Below are 15,359 nucleotides of genomic sequence, written 5' to 3'. Positions count from 1 at the left end.
GCCATCGCTTCCAGCTTTAGGACTGCCCTAAGCTCAATCACCGCTGTCCTGCCCCGCCCAGTTTGAAACTGATTACGGCTAAGCGCCTACAATGTCCCTCCATGACATCTTCATCGCGTGTTCGTCCTCATTGGGTAGCTGGACTTGCCATCATCCTGACGGCGCTGAACATGCGAGCGGCAGTCACCGGACTTTCCCCACTGCTGCCACGCCTGATGCATGACCTGGGGCTAAGCGGCACCCAGATTGGTGTGCTGGGAATGATCCCCACCGCCATGTTCGCGGTCTCCGCGATTTCAAGCCCAAAACTGCTCAAAGTTCTCACCATCCCGCGCGCATTGTTTCTTGCGATGGTGCTCACCGCTGGCGGCCAGATCCTCCGAGTAGCGATCCCCACCTTCACGGGAATGTTCGCCGGCTCACTGTGCGCACTATTCGCGATCGGCGTGACCAATGCGTTGCTCCCCCTGGCAGTTAGGGCTTTCTACCCATCCCGGGTACCCGGCTGGTCCATGACGTATTTGGTGGTAATGCAGATCGGCATGGCCGGCGCCCCACTGCTCGCCGAACCGCTGGCACTGTGGGGTGATTCCAGCACCAATGGGCACGGCTGGCGAATCAGCCTAGGCTCCTGGTCACTGATGGCAATCCTCGCAGCACTGGCCTGGATTCCCCTTCTAGCCACCCCCAGGTCGAAAGTTGCGGACCAGGCTTCCAAACGCGGAGAGAAAATGCTACCCGTGTGGAAAACCCCAGTCGGCCTGGGCTTAGCCACCATGTTCGGGTTCACCTCCTTCGCGACCTACGCCATGATGCTGTTTTTGCCCCAGATGTATGTCGATGGGGGCGCCAGTCCCCAGTTCGCCGCCCTGATGCTGTCGGTGTGGGCCGGCCTGGGTCTGGCTCTGGCGTTCATCGGCCCGTGGCTGGTGGGCCGTTTCGAAGATCCTTTCCCAGCGATCGTGTTCTTCCTGATCCTGTTCATCATCGGTAACTTCGGTATCGCCCTGGCCCCCATGCGCGCACCCTGGTTGTGGGTAATCATTTCCGCTTTAGGACCTTGCACCTTCCCCATGGGTTTGACCTTGGTCAATGTGCGAGCACGCACCATGGCCGGCGCAACTGCCCTGTCTGCTTTCGGGCAGGGCGCCGGCTACACCATCGCCTGTGGCGGGCCGCTGTTTTATGGCATTTTGCACGAACACGTCGCCGGGTGGGTGTGGCCCAACGTAGTTACCGCCGTGGTGTTGACGATCGTCGCGGTGGGTGGCTTTTTCGCAACCCGCAACACGACGGTGGAACAGCAGTTGGGGTTGATCCCGCCCGGACGCGCCTAAAAGCACTGTTCACCAGGCCGGATGTCCCCGTGACGGTGGGTGCGCGCGGGCACTGTGGCAGTTGCTGCACAGCTGATGTGCGCTAGACTTTCCCACCATGAGCTCTTCACACCTCCGTCGCGCCGTTTCCTTGACCGCAGCTGCCGCACTGCTGGGGCTTTCTGCTTGCTCCAGCGGTGGCGCCTCAGTGGACAACAGTTTTGACGATCGTTTGAAAGACGCCGACCTGATGACGAAGCAAACCTTCGGCATTGAGGACCTGTACGCCGATTCTGAGCACCCGGTCGATTTCTACGTCGTTGGCTGCCCCGGCACCACGCGCAGCATGATCGAATACCAGGTAGATAAGCCGGTGGAGGATTATCCCGAAAAAGGCCCGAAAGACGACCAGCAGTTGCTGGTCATCGGCAACAAGGACGGCTGGATCGACGTGAAGAAGGTCCCCACCGACACGGTTGATTTGTGCACTGATGCTGCAGCCGCGTCCAGCTACCACCAGGCCAGCGAGCCGATGGAGTTTGTCTTTAACGCCGGCAAGTGGGAGATGCACCTGCCGGAAGATCCTTTCTTCTCCCAAGAACTTGAGCAAGGTGCCGATCCGGCAGCTCCGGGGCAAGATCAGCCTGCCGGCGAGCCGCAGGAACAGGCACCGGCCCCCGCTGACGGCGAAGCCACCCCCGCCGAACAGCAACCGCAGCAACAGTAGCTTTCCCGCGACTTTTCAGCGCCCGGCGCGCCCCCGTTGTTTCTCCAATGGGGGGCGCCGGGCGCTGTGTCGTTGGTGGGAAAAGTTTGCGGTGTAACCTTTTCGCCCGCGTGCTCATCTAAGACAACAGAAAAGAAGTTACGAGGAAAGATTTTTTCGCTTCGTTTTTCTTTCCCACCCGGGGTGTCCCGGTGGGTTTCCCTGTTTGTTGAGACGTTGTGTGCGTCTTGGTGTGAAAGGTATTTTTCATGACTACTCCCCACGGTAATTTTGGTCAGCCCCAGCAGCCGAATGGTTCTTTTGGTTTTGGTGCTCAGCCTGGTGACGCTTTTGGTGGCTACCAGCAGCCGCAAGCTCCGCAGGGTGGCTACCAGCAGCCGCAGGCCCCGCAGGGTGGATTCCAGCAGCAGTATCCGGTGCAGGCGGGTTATCAGCAGCCTGCAGCTGATCCGGCGGTGGTGCAGCAGCCGGCTGGCTATGCCCCGCAGCAGATGTTTGCTCCTACTGGGTCCCAGTTCGCCCCGGGTGGGTTGGGTTATCCGCAGGTGTCGGATAAGCGGATGGCGATCGCGGCTATTTTGGCGTTTTTCACTGGTGCTTTTGGCATTCATGATTTCTACTTGGGTTACACCAAGCAGGGGTTTATTAAGTTGGGTTTGTCTTTTGCTGGGGTGGTGTTGTCTGTGATTGATGATGGTTTGTTGCTGATTTTTGCGGTCAATATTTGGGCGTTGGTTGATTTCTTTATGATTTTGACCCGCAATGGTCGCTTGGCGACTGATTCCTCGGGGCGTCGTTTGGGTTAGTGCTCCCCCGCTGTGTTGGGTTGTGTGCCGCCGCCTTGGTTGCCTTTGAGGCGCTTAGGTGGCGGTGTTTCGATGTGTGGGGTGGTGTGGTGGTAGGTCGTTGATGAGTCCGGCGCCGGTGAGTCGGTGGTCGTATTGCCAGTGTGGGGGTGTGGGTTGGCATTGGGGGCACCACCAGATGATTCTTTCTAGTTCTCCGCTGTCGCCGCCGCGGTCGATTCCGCCGAGGGTGTCTTTGACGATGGGGGTTGCGCAGCGTCGGCAGGGGCGTCCGGCGCGGCCGAAGACGTAGGAGTTTTCGCCGGCTTTTTTCACGCCTGTGGTGACGCGCATGGGTGATAGGCGGTTGGCCCACATGAGTCTGCGGGAGACGGTGAGGATTTGGTCGATGTTGGTGTTTTTGGTTGCTTGTCCGGGGTGGACGCCGCAGAGGAAGCAGATTTCGGCTCGGTATTCGTTGCCGATGCCGGCGAGGTTGCTTTGGTCGAGTAGTGCTGCGCCGATGGGTCGGTCGGGGCGTTTGGCGAGGTTGTGGGCGGCGGTGTCGTGGTCGAAGGTGGCGGCGAGGAGGTCGGGGCCGAAGTTTTTGATGTGTTCGGGGTAGTCGTTGACGTGGAGGAGGCGGACGAATCCGAGGCTGTGTCCGACGAGTTCGCTGGGGGGTTGGGTGTTGAAGTGGAGGACGACGCGGGCGGTGTGGCCGGGGGCGCGCCAGGTGGTGCCTTGGCGGTGTAGTGCCCATTTTCCTTCCATTTTTAGGTGGGTGTGGAGGATGTTGTCGCCGAATTGCATGTAGAGGTTTTTGCCGTAGGGCCAGAGGTTGTTGAGGGTGTGGCCGGTGAGGCTGGTGGTGGCGAGGTCTGGGACGCGGAGGCTGGTGTGGGTGACGGTGGCGCCGACTAGGGGGTGTAGGCGGCGGGCGAGTTGGTAGACGGAATCACCTTCGGGCATTGCGTCCTCTTCCGGTGGTGCCGAAGGGGTTGTTGTGGGTGGGGATGTCGCTGGTGGTGGCTTGTGGGTTGAGGTCGGTGGCGCGGCGGTTGTGGGGGCGGGTGTGTGGGCTGGGTGCGGTGGTGGCGGCGGTGATTTTGAGGCCTTTGGGGGTCAGTGCGGCTCCGGCGGCGCGGAGGTGGGCCATGTGGGGGGAGTCGAACACGGGGGTGTGGTTGATGGTTTCGATGGTGATTGCTTGCATGCGTTGTTGGGCGATGGCGTCGCTTAGGGCGGCGATGATGCGGGGGATGGTGTCGGCGGTGGTGATGCCGGCGGGGAGGTCTTCTACGAGTTGGAGGGTTTTGCCGCCGCGGCTGAGGTGGGCGGTGAGGACGCCGTCGGTGAGGGTGACCATGGCGCCGGCGGCGCGGCTGCCGCGGATGGTGTCGGGCCAGGGGATGGCTGCGCCGTAGGGGTTGGCGGGGTCGCAGGAGGCGAGGAGGTAGGTGTTAGGTTCGGTGGTGCCGCTGGGCCAGCCGGTTTGGTCGGCGCTGTCTTGGTGGCCTCTGATGCGGTCGATGATGGCGGTGGTGGAGAATTGGGCTGCGCCGAGGCCTTCGATGACGTAGGCGCGGAGGGCTTTGCCGTTGTTTTCGAAGGTGGAGAGCACTTTGTAGGCGAGGGCGAAGCCGCCGGTGACGTCTTCGCTGACGACGCTGCCGCGGGTGACGACTCCGTAGCGGTCGAGCCAGGCTTCGCCGTGGGCGACGGAGCGGGCGGTGGGTTCGGGGTTGGGGGTGGTGGCCAGTGACCAGCGTCCCCGCATGTCGGCGGGGGTGCTGGTGGCGCGGTGTTCTTGGGCGAAGCTGGTGCGGCCCATGCGTAGGCGGGAGCGGTTGGGGGTGCGGCGTTTTTTGTGGGCGGTGGTGGCGGTGGTGCCGCCGGCGAGGCGGGCGCGGATGGGGGCGAAGCCGTCTGGGGTGACTAGGCCGCGTTCGACGAGTTCCCAGAGGGCGCGGCGGATGTCTTGTTCGTTGGTGGTGCCGGGGATGACCAGGCCGTCGTCGTCTGGTCCGTTGGTTTCGGCGACGAGTTCGGGGAAGAAGTAGCCTCCTCCCCTGCCGAGGATGGTGAGGAGTTTTTCGTGCAGGCCGCTGTGTTGGGGGTCGTCGGTGGTGGTGAGTGGGGCGAGTTCGGCGGCGTAGTCGATGGGGAGCAGCATGATCCAGGGGTCGTTGCTGCCGGCTTGGCCGGCGCCGTGGATGGTGACGTCGCCGGAGAGGCAGAGTTCGTCGAGCATGCTGGGGTGGTAGTTGGCGACGCGGCTGGGCAGGATGAGGGTTTCCCAGGCGCTGGCGGGCAGGCGGACGCCGGCGAGTTGTTCGAGGACTTGGTAGACGCCGTCGACGCCGTGGAGGGTGGGGCGGGCGCCGGTGGGGGCGATGTGGTGCCAGTCGGTGATGAAGCGGGCGAGGGCGGTGTGGGAGACCGGTTCGGCTTGTTGGCGGGCTTTGGCCAGGGAGCGGGTGCGCATCATGCGGATGACGCCGGTGTCGCACCATTGTGGGGTGTCGGCGCTGTAGCGGCCGTCGTTGATGCCGTCGAGGTGGTGCAGGGTGTTGTGGGCGATGGCGTAGCCGAGGCCGAAGGCGTCGGCGACGTCTTGGGTGGTGAAGGGCCCGTGGGTGCGGGCGTAGCGGCTGATGAGTTGTTCGGCGGCGTCGGGGATGGTGTCGGGGTGGGCGGCGACTCCGGGTGGGGCGGGGATTCCGAGGGCGTCGCGTAGCAGGGCGGCTTCTTGGGTCAGGGCCAGGTGTTCGCGTCCGGCGATGCGTACTTGCATGACGCGGTGGCCGGGGAGGGCGAGGAGGTTGTCGATCAGGTTTGGGGAGAATAGTTCTTCTGTGACGTAGTGGTGTAGTTCTTCGACGGGGATGGGGCCGAGGGTGTGGAGGGCGTCGATGAGGTGTTCGGGGGTGGTGGCTTGGCGGGTGGGGTGGGTGCGGCGGACTAGTGCTGAGACTTCGAGGACGACGTCGGGGTCGAGGAGGTCTTTGAGTTCGATGTCGCCGAGGAGTTGGGCGAGTAGTGCGGGGTCGAGGGCGAGGGCGGCGGCGCGTTTTTCGGCGGCGGGGCTGTCGCCTTCGTACATGAAGGCGCCGGTGTAGTTGAACAGCAGTGAGGTGGCGAAGGGGCTGGGGGTGTCGGTGGTGACTTCGGCGATGCGGATGGTGTTGGCGGCGATTTCGCGGCAGATGTGTTCGAGGTGGGGCAGGTCGTAGACGTCTTGGAGGCATTCGCGGACGGTTTCCAGGATGATGGGGAAACTTGGGTAGCGTTTGGCGACGTCGAGGAGTTGGGCGGCTTTTTGGCGTTGTTGCCATAGGGGGGCGCGTTTGCCGGGGTGGCGGCGTGGCAGGAGGAGGGCGCGGGCGGCGCATTCCCTGAAGCGGGAGGCGAACAGGGCGGAGTTTCCTACGTGTTCGGTGACGATGGTGGCGATGTCGTCGGCGTCGAAGGTGAATAGGTCGATGCCGGGTTCGGTGTCGGATTCGGGTAGTCGGATGATGATGCCGTCGTCGCCGGCGACGGCTTGGGCGTCCATGCCGGTGGTGTGGGCGATGCGGTGGCCGACGGCGAGCGCCCAGGGGGCGTTGATGGCGCGGCCGAAGGGGGTGTGGAGGATGACGCGCCAGTCGCCGAGTTCGTCGCGGAAGCGTTCGAGGACGAGGGTGCGTTCGTCGGGTATGACGCCGAGGGCTTGTTGTTGTTCGGTGAGGTAGTCGGTGACGTTGTTGCGGGCGTAGTCGTCGATGCCTATCGCGTCGAGGGTGGTGGGATCGTTGAGGGCGGTGCGGCGGAATGCGCCGATGGCGAGGCCGAGTTCGTAGGGGCGGCTGGCTTGGTCGCCGTTCCAGAAGGGTAGTCGGCCGGTGTGGCCGGGGGCGGGGGTGACGAGTACTTGGTCTTTGGTGATTTCTTCGATGCGCCAGGAGGATGCGCCGAGGGTGAAGACGTCGCCGACGCGGGATTCGTAGACCATTTCTTCGTCGAGTTCGCCGACGCGGCGGGGTGCTCCGCCGTCGGCGCCGCCGACGAGGAAGACGCCGAAGAGTCCGCGGTCGGGGATGGTGCCGCCGGAGGTGACGGCGATGCGTTGGGCGCCGGGGCGGGCGCTGAGGATGCCGCTGACCCGGTCGTAGATGACGCGGGGGCGGAGTTCGGAGAAGTCTGTGGAGGGGTAGACGCCGCTGACGAGGTCGATGACGGAGTCGAAGACGGGGCGCGGCAGCTGCGCGTAGGGCATGGCTTTGCGGACGGTGTCGTACCAGTCGTCGGCGGTGATCTCGCCTTGGGCTGCCATGGCGATGGTTTGTTGGGCGAGTACGTCGAGGGCGTTGGTGGGGACGGTGAGTTCTTCGATGTCGCCGCGGCGCATGCGGTCGACGACTACGCAGGTGGAGATCAGGTCTGCGCGGTGGAGGGGGTAGAAGCTGCCGGTGCTTTCGGCGCCGACGTTGTGGCCGGCGCGTCCGACGCGTTGCAGGCCGCTGGCGACACTGGGCGGGGATTGGACGAGGACGACTTTGTCGACTGCCCCCATGTCGATGCCGAGTTCGAGGGAGGAGGTGGCGACGACGGCTTTGAGTTCGCCGGCTTTGAGCATCGCTTCGGTGGTGGCGCGTTCGTCTTTGCTGACGGATCCGTGGTGGGCGCGGGCGATGAGGGTGGCGGCGGTGCCGGCGACGTCGCCGACTTTGCCGAGCTGTGCCGGTGGGCGGCGCATGCTGGCGCTGAGTTGTTCGGGGGCGTGTTCGCTGGCGTAGAGCTCGTTGATGCGGCTGGTGAGTCGTTCGGCGGTGCGGCGGGAGTTGACGAAGACGAGGGTGGAGGTGGCGGTGGTGATTTCTTGGTAGACGGCGTTTTCGATGAAGGGCCAGATGGAGTTTTCGGTGGCGGTGGTGCCTTGCAGGGTAAAGGCTTGTTCGTCGGCGTCGGTGAATTCCCCGGGGGCGGGCGCCGTGGGGGCGGTGGGGGTCTCGGCGGGGGTGTCGTCGAAGTGGACGGTGCCCGCAACCGGGGTGGCCACCGGCCCTTGGGTGGCCCACAGCGCCCCGGGGTCTGTGGCCTGTTCTGGCTGTTGCTCGGCGGGGGTGTGAGTAGGGGGCGGGAGGATGGCGGAGGCGATCGCGCCAAGGTTTTCTGGCTGGCTATCCGGCTGGCTGTCCGGCTGGATACCCGGTTGATTGTCCGGCTCAAAGGGTGCGCGGGCGTCCAGGGGCGCGGTGAGTCCGAGTTGGTCGTCGACGAGGTTTTCGCCGATGCGTGAGCCGGGTTCCGGGGTGGGAAGGTCGCTCATGTTGGGCACCGGGGAGTGCACGCACATGTTCCACTTTTTGGTGGCGGGCGGGTTGACGATGCTGACGAGTCGGTGCCCGCCGAGGAAGCGTGCGACGGTTTCCAGCGGCCTGACGGTAGCGGATAGTCCGATGCGCTGTGGGGGTGTGGCGCAGAGGTGTTCGAGCCTTTCCAGCGACAGCGCTAGGTGCACGCCGCGTTTGGTGCCGGCGACGGCGTGGATTTCGTCGATGATGATGGTGTCGACGGTGCGCAGCACCTGGGATGCTTTGGAGGTCAGCATCAGGTACAGCGATTCGGGGGTGGTGATGAGGATGTCTGGTGGGTTTTTGAGTTGTTTTTGTCGTTCCGCAGCGGTGGTGTCGCCGCTGCGGACCCCGACGCGGATCTCGGGCATGGGTAGACCCATGCGGGCGGCGGTACGGCTAATACCGGTCAGTGGCGCCCGGAGGTTGCGTTCGACGTCGACGCCAAGGGCTTTCAGCGGGGAGATGTAGATGACGCGCACCCCGGTGCTGGGAGTGCTGGGGTCGCCGGCAGTGGGGACAGCGGTGGAGTCAGGGGTGTCGGCGTTTGTGTCGGCGCCTGCCGGTGGGGCCGGCCGGGGGTTTTCCAGCACATCGGGCAGGGGCAGCTGGCCGGGTTTGCCGGCCAGGCAGTTCAGCGCCCACAGGAAGGCGGCGAGGGTTTTACCGCTACCGGTGGGGGCGACGATGAGGGCGTGTTGGTTGCGTGAGATTTCTTCCCAGGCGCCGCGTTGGACTGCAGTGGGTGCGGAAAACACCTCGGAAAACCAGGTGGCTACCTCTGGGCGGAAGCCTGTCAACGCCGAATCAACCATGCCCCCCACTGTAAAACACGGCCCGCAAGGGGTTGTTGAGCAGGCGCCGGGCACACTAGCGGATGCACTGTGGGGTGGGTGCGGGCGTGGAGCGGGTGGGCTACAACCTGCGGTTGGTTTTTGCACCCGCGGGGCGTGGGCGGCGTGGGTGCGCGTGCGGAGGAAAAACCAACTAGTGTTGAGGGCATGACTGCGAAAGTTGATGATGCCATCCTGACCCGCCGCCTTGCCCAGGGCACGGGTGAAATCCTCAAGGGCGTGCGCAATGTTGGCTTGTTGCGTGGCCGTAACTTGGGTGATGCCGGCGATGATCTGGCCCAGAACTGGATTGCGCGGGTGTTGAGCCAGCACCGCCCCGACGATGGGGTGCTGTCGGAGGAAGCGGCGGATAATCCGGCGCGTTTGGCTAAGGATCGCGTGTGGATCATCGACCCGTTGGACGGCACGAAGGAGTTCGCGACGGGCCGCCAGGACTGGGCGGTGCACATCGCCCTGGTGGAAAATGGCCGCCCGATTCATGCCGCGGTTGGTTTGCCGGACTTGGGCGTGGTGTTTACCTCTGAGGACGCCAAGGCGGTGGGAGGCCCGCTGTCCCGCAAGATCGTGATGAGCCACAACCGTGCGCCGCAGGTCGCAAGCTTCGTGGCGGAGAAAATGGGTTTTGACACCCTGCCGATGGGTTCGGCTGGTGCGAAGGCCATGCACGTGTTGCTGGGCGATGCGGATGCTTATGTGCATGCCGGCGGCCAGTACGAGTGGGATTCTGCCGCCCCGGTGGGTGTGTGCTTGGCTGCTGGCCTGCACTGCTCCCGCCTGGATGGGTCCCCGTTGACCTACAACAACAAGGACACCTACCTGCCGGACGTGCTGATTTGTCGCCCGGAGTTGGCGGAGGACATGTTGAAGTTCGCGGCCGAGTTCCGTGAGGCCAACGGAAGCTTCGCATGATCGCGACCCCCTACGAGGATTTGCTGGCCCGCATCATGCGGGAGGGCACCCACAAAGACGATCGCACCGGCACCGGCACCACTTCCCTATTTGCCCAGCAGATGCGTTTCGATTTGGCGGAGTCTTTCCCCCTGATCACGACGAAGAAGGTGCACTTCAAGTCGGTAGTTGGTGAGCTGTTGTGGTTCCTGCGGGGCGAGTCGAATATTTCTTTCCTGCATGAGCACGGCATCACCATTTGGGATGAGTGGGCTGATCAGGATGGGGATTTGGGTCCGGTATATGGGGTGCAGTGGCGCAGCTGGCCGACCCCTGATGGGCGCCACATTGACCAGATTGCGGGCGCGCTGGACATGCTGAAAAACAACCCGGATTCCCGCCGCAATATTGTCTCCGCCTGGAATGTTTCCGAGCTGGACAACATGGCATTGCCGCCGTGCCACCTTTTGTTCCAGCTGTATGTGGCCGATGGGAAACTATCCTGTCAGCTATACCAGCGCAGCGCGGACATGTTCCTGGGCGTGCCGTTTAACATCGCGTCCTATTCCCTGTTGACGCACATGTTTGCGCAGCAAGCCGGCCTTGAGGTCGGCGAGTTCGTATGGACCGGTGGGGATTGCCACATCTATGACAATCACCGGGAGCAGGTGCAGCTGCAGCTGTCCCGCGAGCCGCGCCCCTACCCCCAGCTGGAGCTCAACCACAAGCCCAGCATTTTCGATTACACCTTCGATGACATTGTGGTCACCGGCTACGACCCGCACCCGCTGATCCGCGCGCAGGTCGCGGTGTAGCTCACCATGCGCACAGCCCATGCCGACGCTGAGTTGGCGTGGGCTTTGTTCATGCCCCGCGCGCGTGTGGGGTGCATTTTTTCAAAGATAAGGACAAAGGCTTTGAGTTTGAAGGCTATTTGGGCGCAGTCGACGGACGGCATCATCGGCGATGGCCAAGACATGCCGTGGCACTTGCCGGAGGATCTGGCGCATTTCAAAAACGCCACCGCCGGGCACCCGGTCGTGATGGGGCGGGCAACCTGGGAGTCCTTGCCGCCGCGTTTTCGCCCCCTGCCCGGGCGGGACAATATTGTGATTTCTTCCCGCACGCCAGGACCGTGGTCTTCCGGTGCACGGGTGCAGGAGGATCTGGGCTCTTTGCCCGCGGACGGATTCATCATCGGCGGTGGCACCATTTATGCGGCCACCATTGACCAGGTCGACGAGGTCATCGTCACCGAGATCGATGTGCTCCTTGCCGAAGACCTAGGCGATACCGCAGTGCACGCCCCTGACCTGCAGGGTTTCACGGCAGCTGAGGTTGGGGAATGGAAAACCTCCGAAAAAGGTTATGTGAGTGTGGGTGCGCATGACACACCGGTGCGTTTCCGGTTTGTGCGCTATACCCGCTAGCACCCGCCAACTCATCGGGGCGCTGCTACTTCCCCACCGCGCATCCGTGTGCGGTTTCATTCCCCACGATGGCGCGCTTTTTACATAGACTTGCACCAAGTTCTTACACGTTTCGACCAGAAAAGGTTTTCACACTATGAGCAACCACGTCACTTTGTACACCACCACCTGGTGCCCCTTCTGCCAGCGCCTGACCAAGGCTTTGGATCGCACCAACACCCCGTACACCAACATTGATGTGGAACAGGATGCAGAGGCCGCCAAGTGGGTGGAATCCGTCAACGACGGCAACCGCGTGGTGCCGACCGTGAAGTTCTCCGACGGCACCCACGTCACCAACCCGCCGGCTTCTGCCGTGCGCGCCAAGCTGGAAGAACTCACTAGCTAGGCTAATCCCGCTCAAAGCCTTAAAAAGCCTCCCCGCGCACCCCACCTTTTCGGTGGCACCAGCGCCGGGGAGGTTTTTCATAGCACCCAACTATTGGGCCTAGCGGCCCAGATCAACCCCGTCCTCAGCGGCGTCTTCCAAGGTGGATTCCAACCAGGACTCGATGTCTGCGCGGATCTCCTCCTCACTCGGCAGCGGCGCCCGCAACCACGCCAGCAAACGAGTCATCAGTCGCTGTGGGCCAAAACCGCCGCCGAGCATCGCAGTAGAGGAATACCCGCTGGGTACGTACACACTGGGGCAATCCACCCACTCCACCGAAAACGACAACGGGGACACCACCGCCTGAAAACGATAGCCATCGATCAAAAAATGGTAGGTGCGGCGACGTAGCATTCGATCCAGCATCATGACTCAACCCTACCGCCGCAAGTAATGCCCTGTTTGAAAATCGCCGTCGGATTTTTGTTCGGGTGACTAGACTAAAAAGCCCCATCCTCCACCGACTGGGCGTCGCCTCCCCACCCCGGCCACAACCCAGACGCTTTTGGGAAGGAGCACCTCATGCGCGGCAGTACCTCCACATCTGTGTTCCGGCGGGAAAACTCCGCCCGGTTTGCGGGCTGGCTGTGGTGGATCGCCACCATCGCCATCACCGCAGCAATCATCATGAGTCGCACTCTCGGTGGCGACACCACCGAGGTGGCAGTGTTCCTGCTGAACCTGACCTACCTTGCGGTGGCACTGGCTGCAGGGATCGTCTCTTTCATCGCCGCGTTCACCACCAAAAACACTGCCCGGGCCGGCGCGCTAGTGTTTGTCGCACTCATAGCCGCCCACCTGGTGTTCTATGCCTTCCAGCCGCTGGAGGCGCCCTATGACGCGCTCGCCCAAAAAGCCCTGTGGGTCACCCACCTCGTGCTGCTGATCGTGGGCAGCGTGCTGGTGTTCCGGAAAACGCACCACCCGCCGGCAGTCCCGCGTTAGGACACATCGCACCCGGCTGTGCCCCCTCCTGTTGGCAATGTCGTCAAAGAAGTCGTCACAGAATCCGAGTGACCGCGCATCCCGTGGTCACTCGGATCTTTTCTTATTCAGCAGCCAACGCTTGGGTTGGCGACACCCGGGCGGCTCGTCTTCCGGGCACAATCGACGACAACACAGCCGCCAGCGTACTGATCAACACCACCGAGGCGATGATCAGCCACGGGATCGAAATATGATGCGCATGAACCTCTACCGGCAGGGCATAGGAACCCACAATGCCGTACACCGTTCCCAGCAACAGACCGACTAACAAGCCAGTGCTGTTGATCAGCACTGCCTCAACCAGCAGCATCTTCTGCATGTCTTTGCGGCGCAAACCCAAAGCACGCAACAGACCATTTTCGTGTGTTCGCTCCAGCACCGACAGCGACAACGTATTCGCCAGGCCGACAAGCGCAACCAGCACCGAAATCGCAACCAACACAGCAACCACGCTAAAAGCCTGGTCAATCATCTCGATGTAGGCTTCTCGCTCCTGCGCACTGCCACTAACCGATGCGGAAGGAACAATTTCGTGAATAGCGGCGCTGGTCTTATCGGCTCGCGCGCCTTCAGCTAGTTTCACCACCGCCACATTCGTGGTGATATCCGGCACGATTGCGCGCGCATCAGCTTCGGTCAAAAGCATCACGGAGTCGCCTAAGCGAGGGTAGATCTTCGCGTACAACGTGTGGCACCTGTCAGTCGCAGCTTCCGCAGGACAAACAGTGACCCGCTCGCCCTCGGCGAAACCCTGCGAGACCACCACCTCACCATTTCTCGGCTGGGGAATCGGTGCGTGCACAGCATCATCAAGATCACTGGCCGCCCACGCAGTCATCATCGTGGGCGTGCCACCGCTGTGCGCAGAAACCTCCACCGGTGCCGTGTGCACACCAGCCACCGCGGCAATTCCCGCAGCTTTTCGCAAAGCAGTCACAGTATCGTCACCGATAACCCGACCAGAATCCGCAACCACTAGGTCGTATGGGCGCTTGTAGTCAATTTCGGACATCAGGGTCTGCTTAGTCGAGGCAGCCCCCACCGACAACAGCACAATCAACGTAATACCGATGATGCTGGCGGTTCCTGTCGCGGCAGTCCGGTGCGGATTACGGGCAGTATTAGCCACAGCCAACTGCGGAATCACAGCCTTAAAAGGGGCACCCACCAGGCCAGTAACCCGCCACAACGTCGTGGACGCAATGGCCAACACCCCCAACAAAGACACCAAACCACCCAAAACTGCGACCACAAAACCCTTGTTCTCACCGGCAAAGACCGTCAATCCAAGCGCCATAGCAGCCACACCAACAGCAATCAGAATCCCACCAAAAAGGATGTTTTTCCGACCAGCAGCAGGCGGTTGAGAATCAATGTGTGCCTGAGCCAACGCCGCCATCGGCGAAATTCGGGCGGATCCGGCAGCAGGCCGCACACCAACAAGCACAGTCACAGCCACCGCCCCCGCAAGGACAGCCACCGCATCAAGCGGATTTACAGATCCCCACGCTTCACCAAAAGAATCCGCATATCCGGTGCTCTTCAACCCAACCACCCCGATCACAGCCGCACACACGACACCAATCGTGGCCGCAACCACGCCTAAAACGGCAGCCTCCCACAGCAAAAGCCTTCGTACCTGCCGGCGCGTAGCACCTAGGGAACGCAACAGCGCCAACTCCTTCCTGCGCTGCTGAAGAAGCACCCTAAAACTGCTGGCAATCACGATGATTGCCACAAAAATCGTGATCAGTGGGAAAACCAGCAGCACAGCAGAAGCAGCAGCCCGCTGAGACTCAATCCTGTCCAGATCCACCTGCATCGCATCAACCCCAGTCAGCACAGTCATTGACTGCGCAATAGCCCTGGCCACCGGAGCATCCGAGCTGTCAACCTCAGCTCGCAGACGGGAAACAAAATCCTGCTGGGCGTGCGCAGTGTCATCAGGGGAAGCCGCAGCTATAAAAAAGTTAGACGTTTCCTCTCCCGGAAAAACCTGGTTGTACAGCTCGTGGGTGATGTACGGCCCGTTGATCCGCCCCTTCGCCGATTGATAGCTGCCAGAAATCGTCAGTTCAACTAAAGGTTGCTCCGCAACGGAGGTCAAAGGCTCCAAAAACACCCGATCGCCCACGTGTAAATCCCAGGCTTCAAGGTAATCATGGGGCAACGCAACCTCGGTGTTATTGCTAGGCCACTGCCCTGAATCCAACGACGGGCGATAGAACGGCGTTGGCGGCACATACTTGACGTTCAAAATTGAATTGCCAGAGGTCCTGATAAAAGCAGAACTAAAAGTTTCCCGATACACCCCCGCGACCCCCGGCTGGTGCTGCAGAAAATCTTCTACCTCCGCAGCATCGAAAGGATACTTTTGTCCGTCTTCACCGTTTCGAGCCGCTTCCAAAACATCATCGTTGATGCTTGCAACGGCGCTGACGTTTTCGTAGGTGTTCGTGATCCCTTTGGTGAGGGAATGGTTGAGCGCGGAGGAAAAAATCAGCGCCGCGAACACAAACATCGCTGAAATAGCCACGGCGATCCCGGTGGCCACATATCTACGACTATGACTGGTGATATTGCTCAGCAAAAGGGTACGCATC

At 62.1% G+C, this 15,359-nt stretch carries 12 protein-coding genes; 8 read left to right on the top strand and 4 right to left on the bottom strand.

Annotation, left to right across the window (positions count from 1 at the left end):
* Positions 1–101 precede the first annotated feature (101 nt).
* The 3 genes from CAQU_RS03645 to CAQU_RS13065 all read left to right on the top strand — a co-directional run bounded on the left by CAQU_RS03645 (position 102) and on the right by CAQU_RS13065 (position 2,849).
* A complete protein-coding gene (locus CAQU_RS03645; RefSeq protein WP_075725320.1) occupies positions 102–1,337 on the top strand; it encodes an MFS transporter in 1,236 nt (411 codons plus the stop codon).
* Between the two features lie 97 nt (positions 1,338–1,434).
* Entirely contained in the window at positions 1,435–2,043 is a 609-nt protein-coding gene (locus CAQU_RS03640; RefSeq protein WP_075725318.1) for an RNA methyltransferase, read from the top strand.
* A 248-nt stretch (positions 2,044–2,291) separates the two neighbouring features.
* The gene (locus tag CAQU_RS13065; protein ID WP_245797285.1) at positions 2,292–2,849 is read left to right on the top strand and encodes a TM2 domain-containing protein; all 558 of its coding nucleotides are present in this window, start codon (positions 2,292–2,294) and stop codon (positions 2,847–2,849) included.
* A 54-nt stretch (positions 2,850–2,903) separates the two neighbouring features.
* Here CAQU_RS13065 and CAQU_RS03630 read toward each other — a convergent pair whose 3' ends face one another.
* Both CAQU_RS03630 and CAQU_RS03625 read right to left on the bottom strand, forming a co-directional pair.
* Positions 2,904–3,800: a DNA-formamidopyrimidine glycosylase family protein gene (locus tag CAQU_RS03630; RefSeq protein WP_075725317.1), complete on the bottom strand. Its 897-nt coding sequence runs from the start codon at positions 3,798–3,800 to the stop codon at positions 2,904–2,906.
* Positions 3,787–8,982, bottom strand: coding sequence for an Lhr family ATP-dependent helicase (locus CAQU_RS03625; protein ID WP_075725315.1), 5,196 nt, complete (start codon positions 8,980–8,982; stop codon positions 3,787–3,789). The genes CAQU_RS03630 and CAQU_RS03625 overlap by 14 nt, the downstream gene beginning before the upstream one ends.
* A gap of 186 nt (positions 8,983–9,168) precedes the next feature.
* On the opposite strand from CAQU_RS03625, the gene CAQU_RS03620 reads away from it, so the two are divergent.
* The 4 genes from CAQU_RS03620 (at position 9,169) to CAQU_RS03605 (ending at position 11,727) form a co-directional block, all read left to right on the top strand.
* Positions 9,169–9,930 carry a 3'(2'),5'-bisphosphate nucleotidase CysQ gene (locus CAQU_RS03620; protein ID WP_075725313.1) on the top strand — a complete coding sequence of 254 codons (762 nt, stop codon included), beginning with the start codon at positions 9,169–9,171 and terminating at the stop codon, positions 9,928–9,930.
* On the top strand, positions 9,927–10,724 hold the full coding sequence (locus CAQU_RS03615) for a thymidylate synthase (protein ID WP_075725311.1): 798 nt from the start codon (positions 9,927–9,929) through the stop codon (positions 10,722–10,724). The genes CAQU_RS03620 and CAQU_RS03615 overlap by 4 nt, the downstream gene beginning before the upstream one ends.
* Before the next feature lie 102 nt (positions 10,725–10,826).
* Positions 10,827–11,339 carry a dihydrofolate reductase gene (locus tag CAQU_RS03610; RefSeq protein ID WP_281248008.1) on the top strand — a complete coding sequence of 171 codons (513 nt, stop codon included), beginning with the start codon at positions 10,827–10,829 and terminating at the stop codon, positions 11,337–11,339.
* A 136-nt stretch (positions 11,340–11,475) separates the two neighbouring features.
* The gene (locus CAQU_RS03605) at positions 11,476–11,727 is read left to right on the top strand and encodes a mycoredoxin (RefSeq protein WP_075725309.1); all 252 of its coding nucleotides are present in this window, start codon (positions 11,476–11,478) and stop codon (positions 11,725–11,727) included.
* Between the two features lie 99 nt (positions 11,728–11,826).
* Here CAQU_RS03605 and CAQU_RS03600 read toward each other — a convergent pair whose 3' ends face one another.
* Positions 11,827–12,138 (bottom strand): hypothetical protein, encoded by a 312-nt coding sequence (locus CAQU_RS03600; protein WP_075725307.1) that lies wholly within the window; start codon positions 12,136–12,138, stop codon positions 11,827–11,829.
* 153 nt (positions 12,139–12,291) lie between these two features.
* Here CAQU_RS03600 and CAQU_RS03595 point away from each other — a divergent pair, with 153 nt between their 5' ends.
* On the top strand, positions 12,292–12,714 hold the full coding sequence (locus CAQU_RS03595) for a hypothetical protein (protein ID WP_075725305.1): 423 nt from the start codon (positions 12,292–12,294) through the stop codon (positions 12,712–12,714).
* A gap of 103 nt (positions 12,715–12,817) precedes the next feature.
* Here CAQU_RS03595 and CAQU_RS03590 read toward each other — a convergent pair whose 3' ends face one another.
* A complete protein-coding gene (locus tag CAQU_RS03590; protein WP_075725303.1) occupies positions 12,818–15,358 on the bottom strand; it encodes an ABC transporter permease in 2,541 nt (846 codons plus the stop codon).
* Position 15,359 lies beyond the last annotated feature (1 nt).

The organism is Corynebacterium aquilae DSM 44791 (assembly GCF_001941445.1).
In the GTDB taxonomy this organism is placed as follows: Bacteria; Actinomycetota; Actinomycetes; order Mycobacteriales; family Mycobacteriaceae; genus Corynebacterium; species Corynebacterium aquilae.
This window is presented reverse-complemented; position numbering and strand designations above follow the sequence as displayed.

What these genes read in the sequence shown, in the direction of transcription:
- CAQU_RS13065 (WP_245797285.1), top strand. Translation starts at nt 2,292, where the DNA reads ATGACTACTCCCCACGGTAATTTTGGTCAGCCCCAGCAGCCGAATGGT.
- CAQU_RS03605 (WP_075725309.1), top strand. Translation starts at nt 11,476, where the DNA reads ATGAGCAACCACGTCACTTTGTACACCACCACCTGGTGCCCCTTCTGC.
- CAQU_RS03595 (WP_075725305.1), top strand. Translation starts at nt 12,292, where the DNA reads ATGCGCGGCAGTACCTCCACATCTGTGTTCCGGCGGGAAAACTCCGCC.
- CAQU_RS03630 (WP_075725317.1), bottom strand. Translation starts at nt 3,800, where the DNA reads ATGCCCGAAGGTGATTCCGTCTACCAACTCGCCCGCCGCCTACACCCC.
- CAQU_RS03615 (WP_075725311.1), top strand. Translation starts at nt 9,927, where the DNA reads ATGATCGCGACCCCCTACGAGGATTTGCTGGCCCGCATCATGCGGGAG.
- CAQU_RS03640 (WP_075725318.1), top strand. Translation starts at nt 1,435, where the DNA reads ATGAGCTCTTCACACCTCCGTCGCGCCGTTTCCTTGACCGCAGCTGCC.
- CAQU_RS03625 (WP_075725315.1), bottom strand. Translation starts at nt 8,982, where the DNA reads ATGGTTGATTCGGCGTTGACAGGCTTCCGCCCAGAGGTAGCCACCTGG.
- CAQU_RS03600 (WP_075725307.1), bottom strand. Translation starts at nt 12,138, where the DNA reads ATGATGCTGGATCGAATGCTACGTCGCCGCACCTACCATTTTTTGATC.
- CAQU_RS03620 (WP_075725313.1), top strand. Translation starts at nt 9,169, where the DNA reads ATGACTGCGAAAGTTGATGATGCCATCCTGACCCGCCGCCTTGCCCAG.
- CAQU_RS03590 (WP_075725303.1), bottom strand. Translation starts at nt 15,358, where the DNA reads ATGCGTACCCTTTTGCTGAGCAATATCACCAGTCATAGTCGTAGATAT.
- CAQU_RS03645 (WP_075725320.1), top strand. Translation starts at nt 102, where the DNA reads ATGACATCTTCATCGCGTGTTCGTCCTCATTGGGTAGCTGGACTTGCC.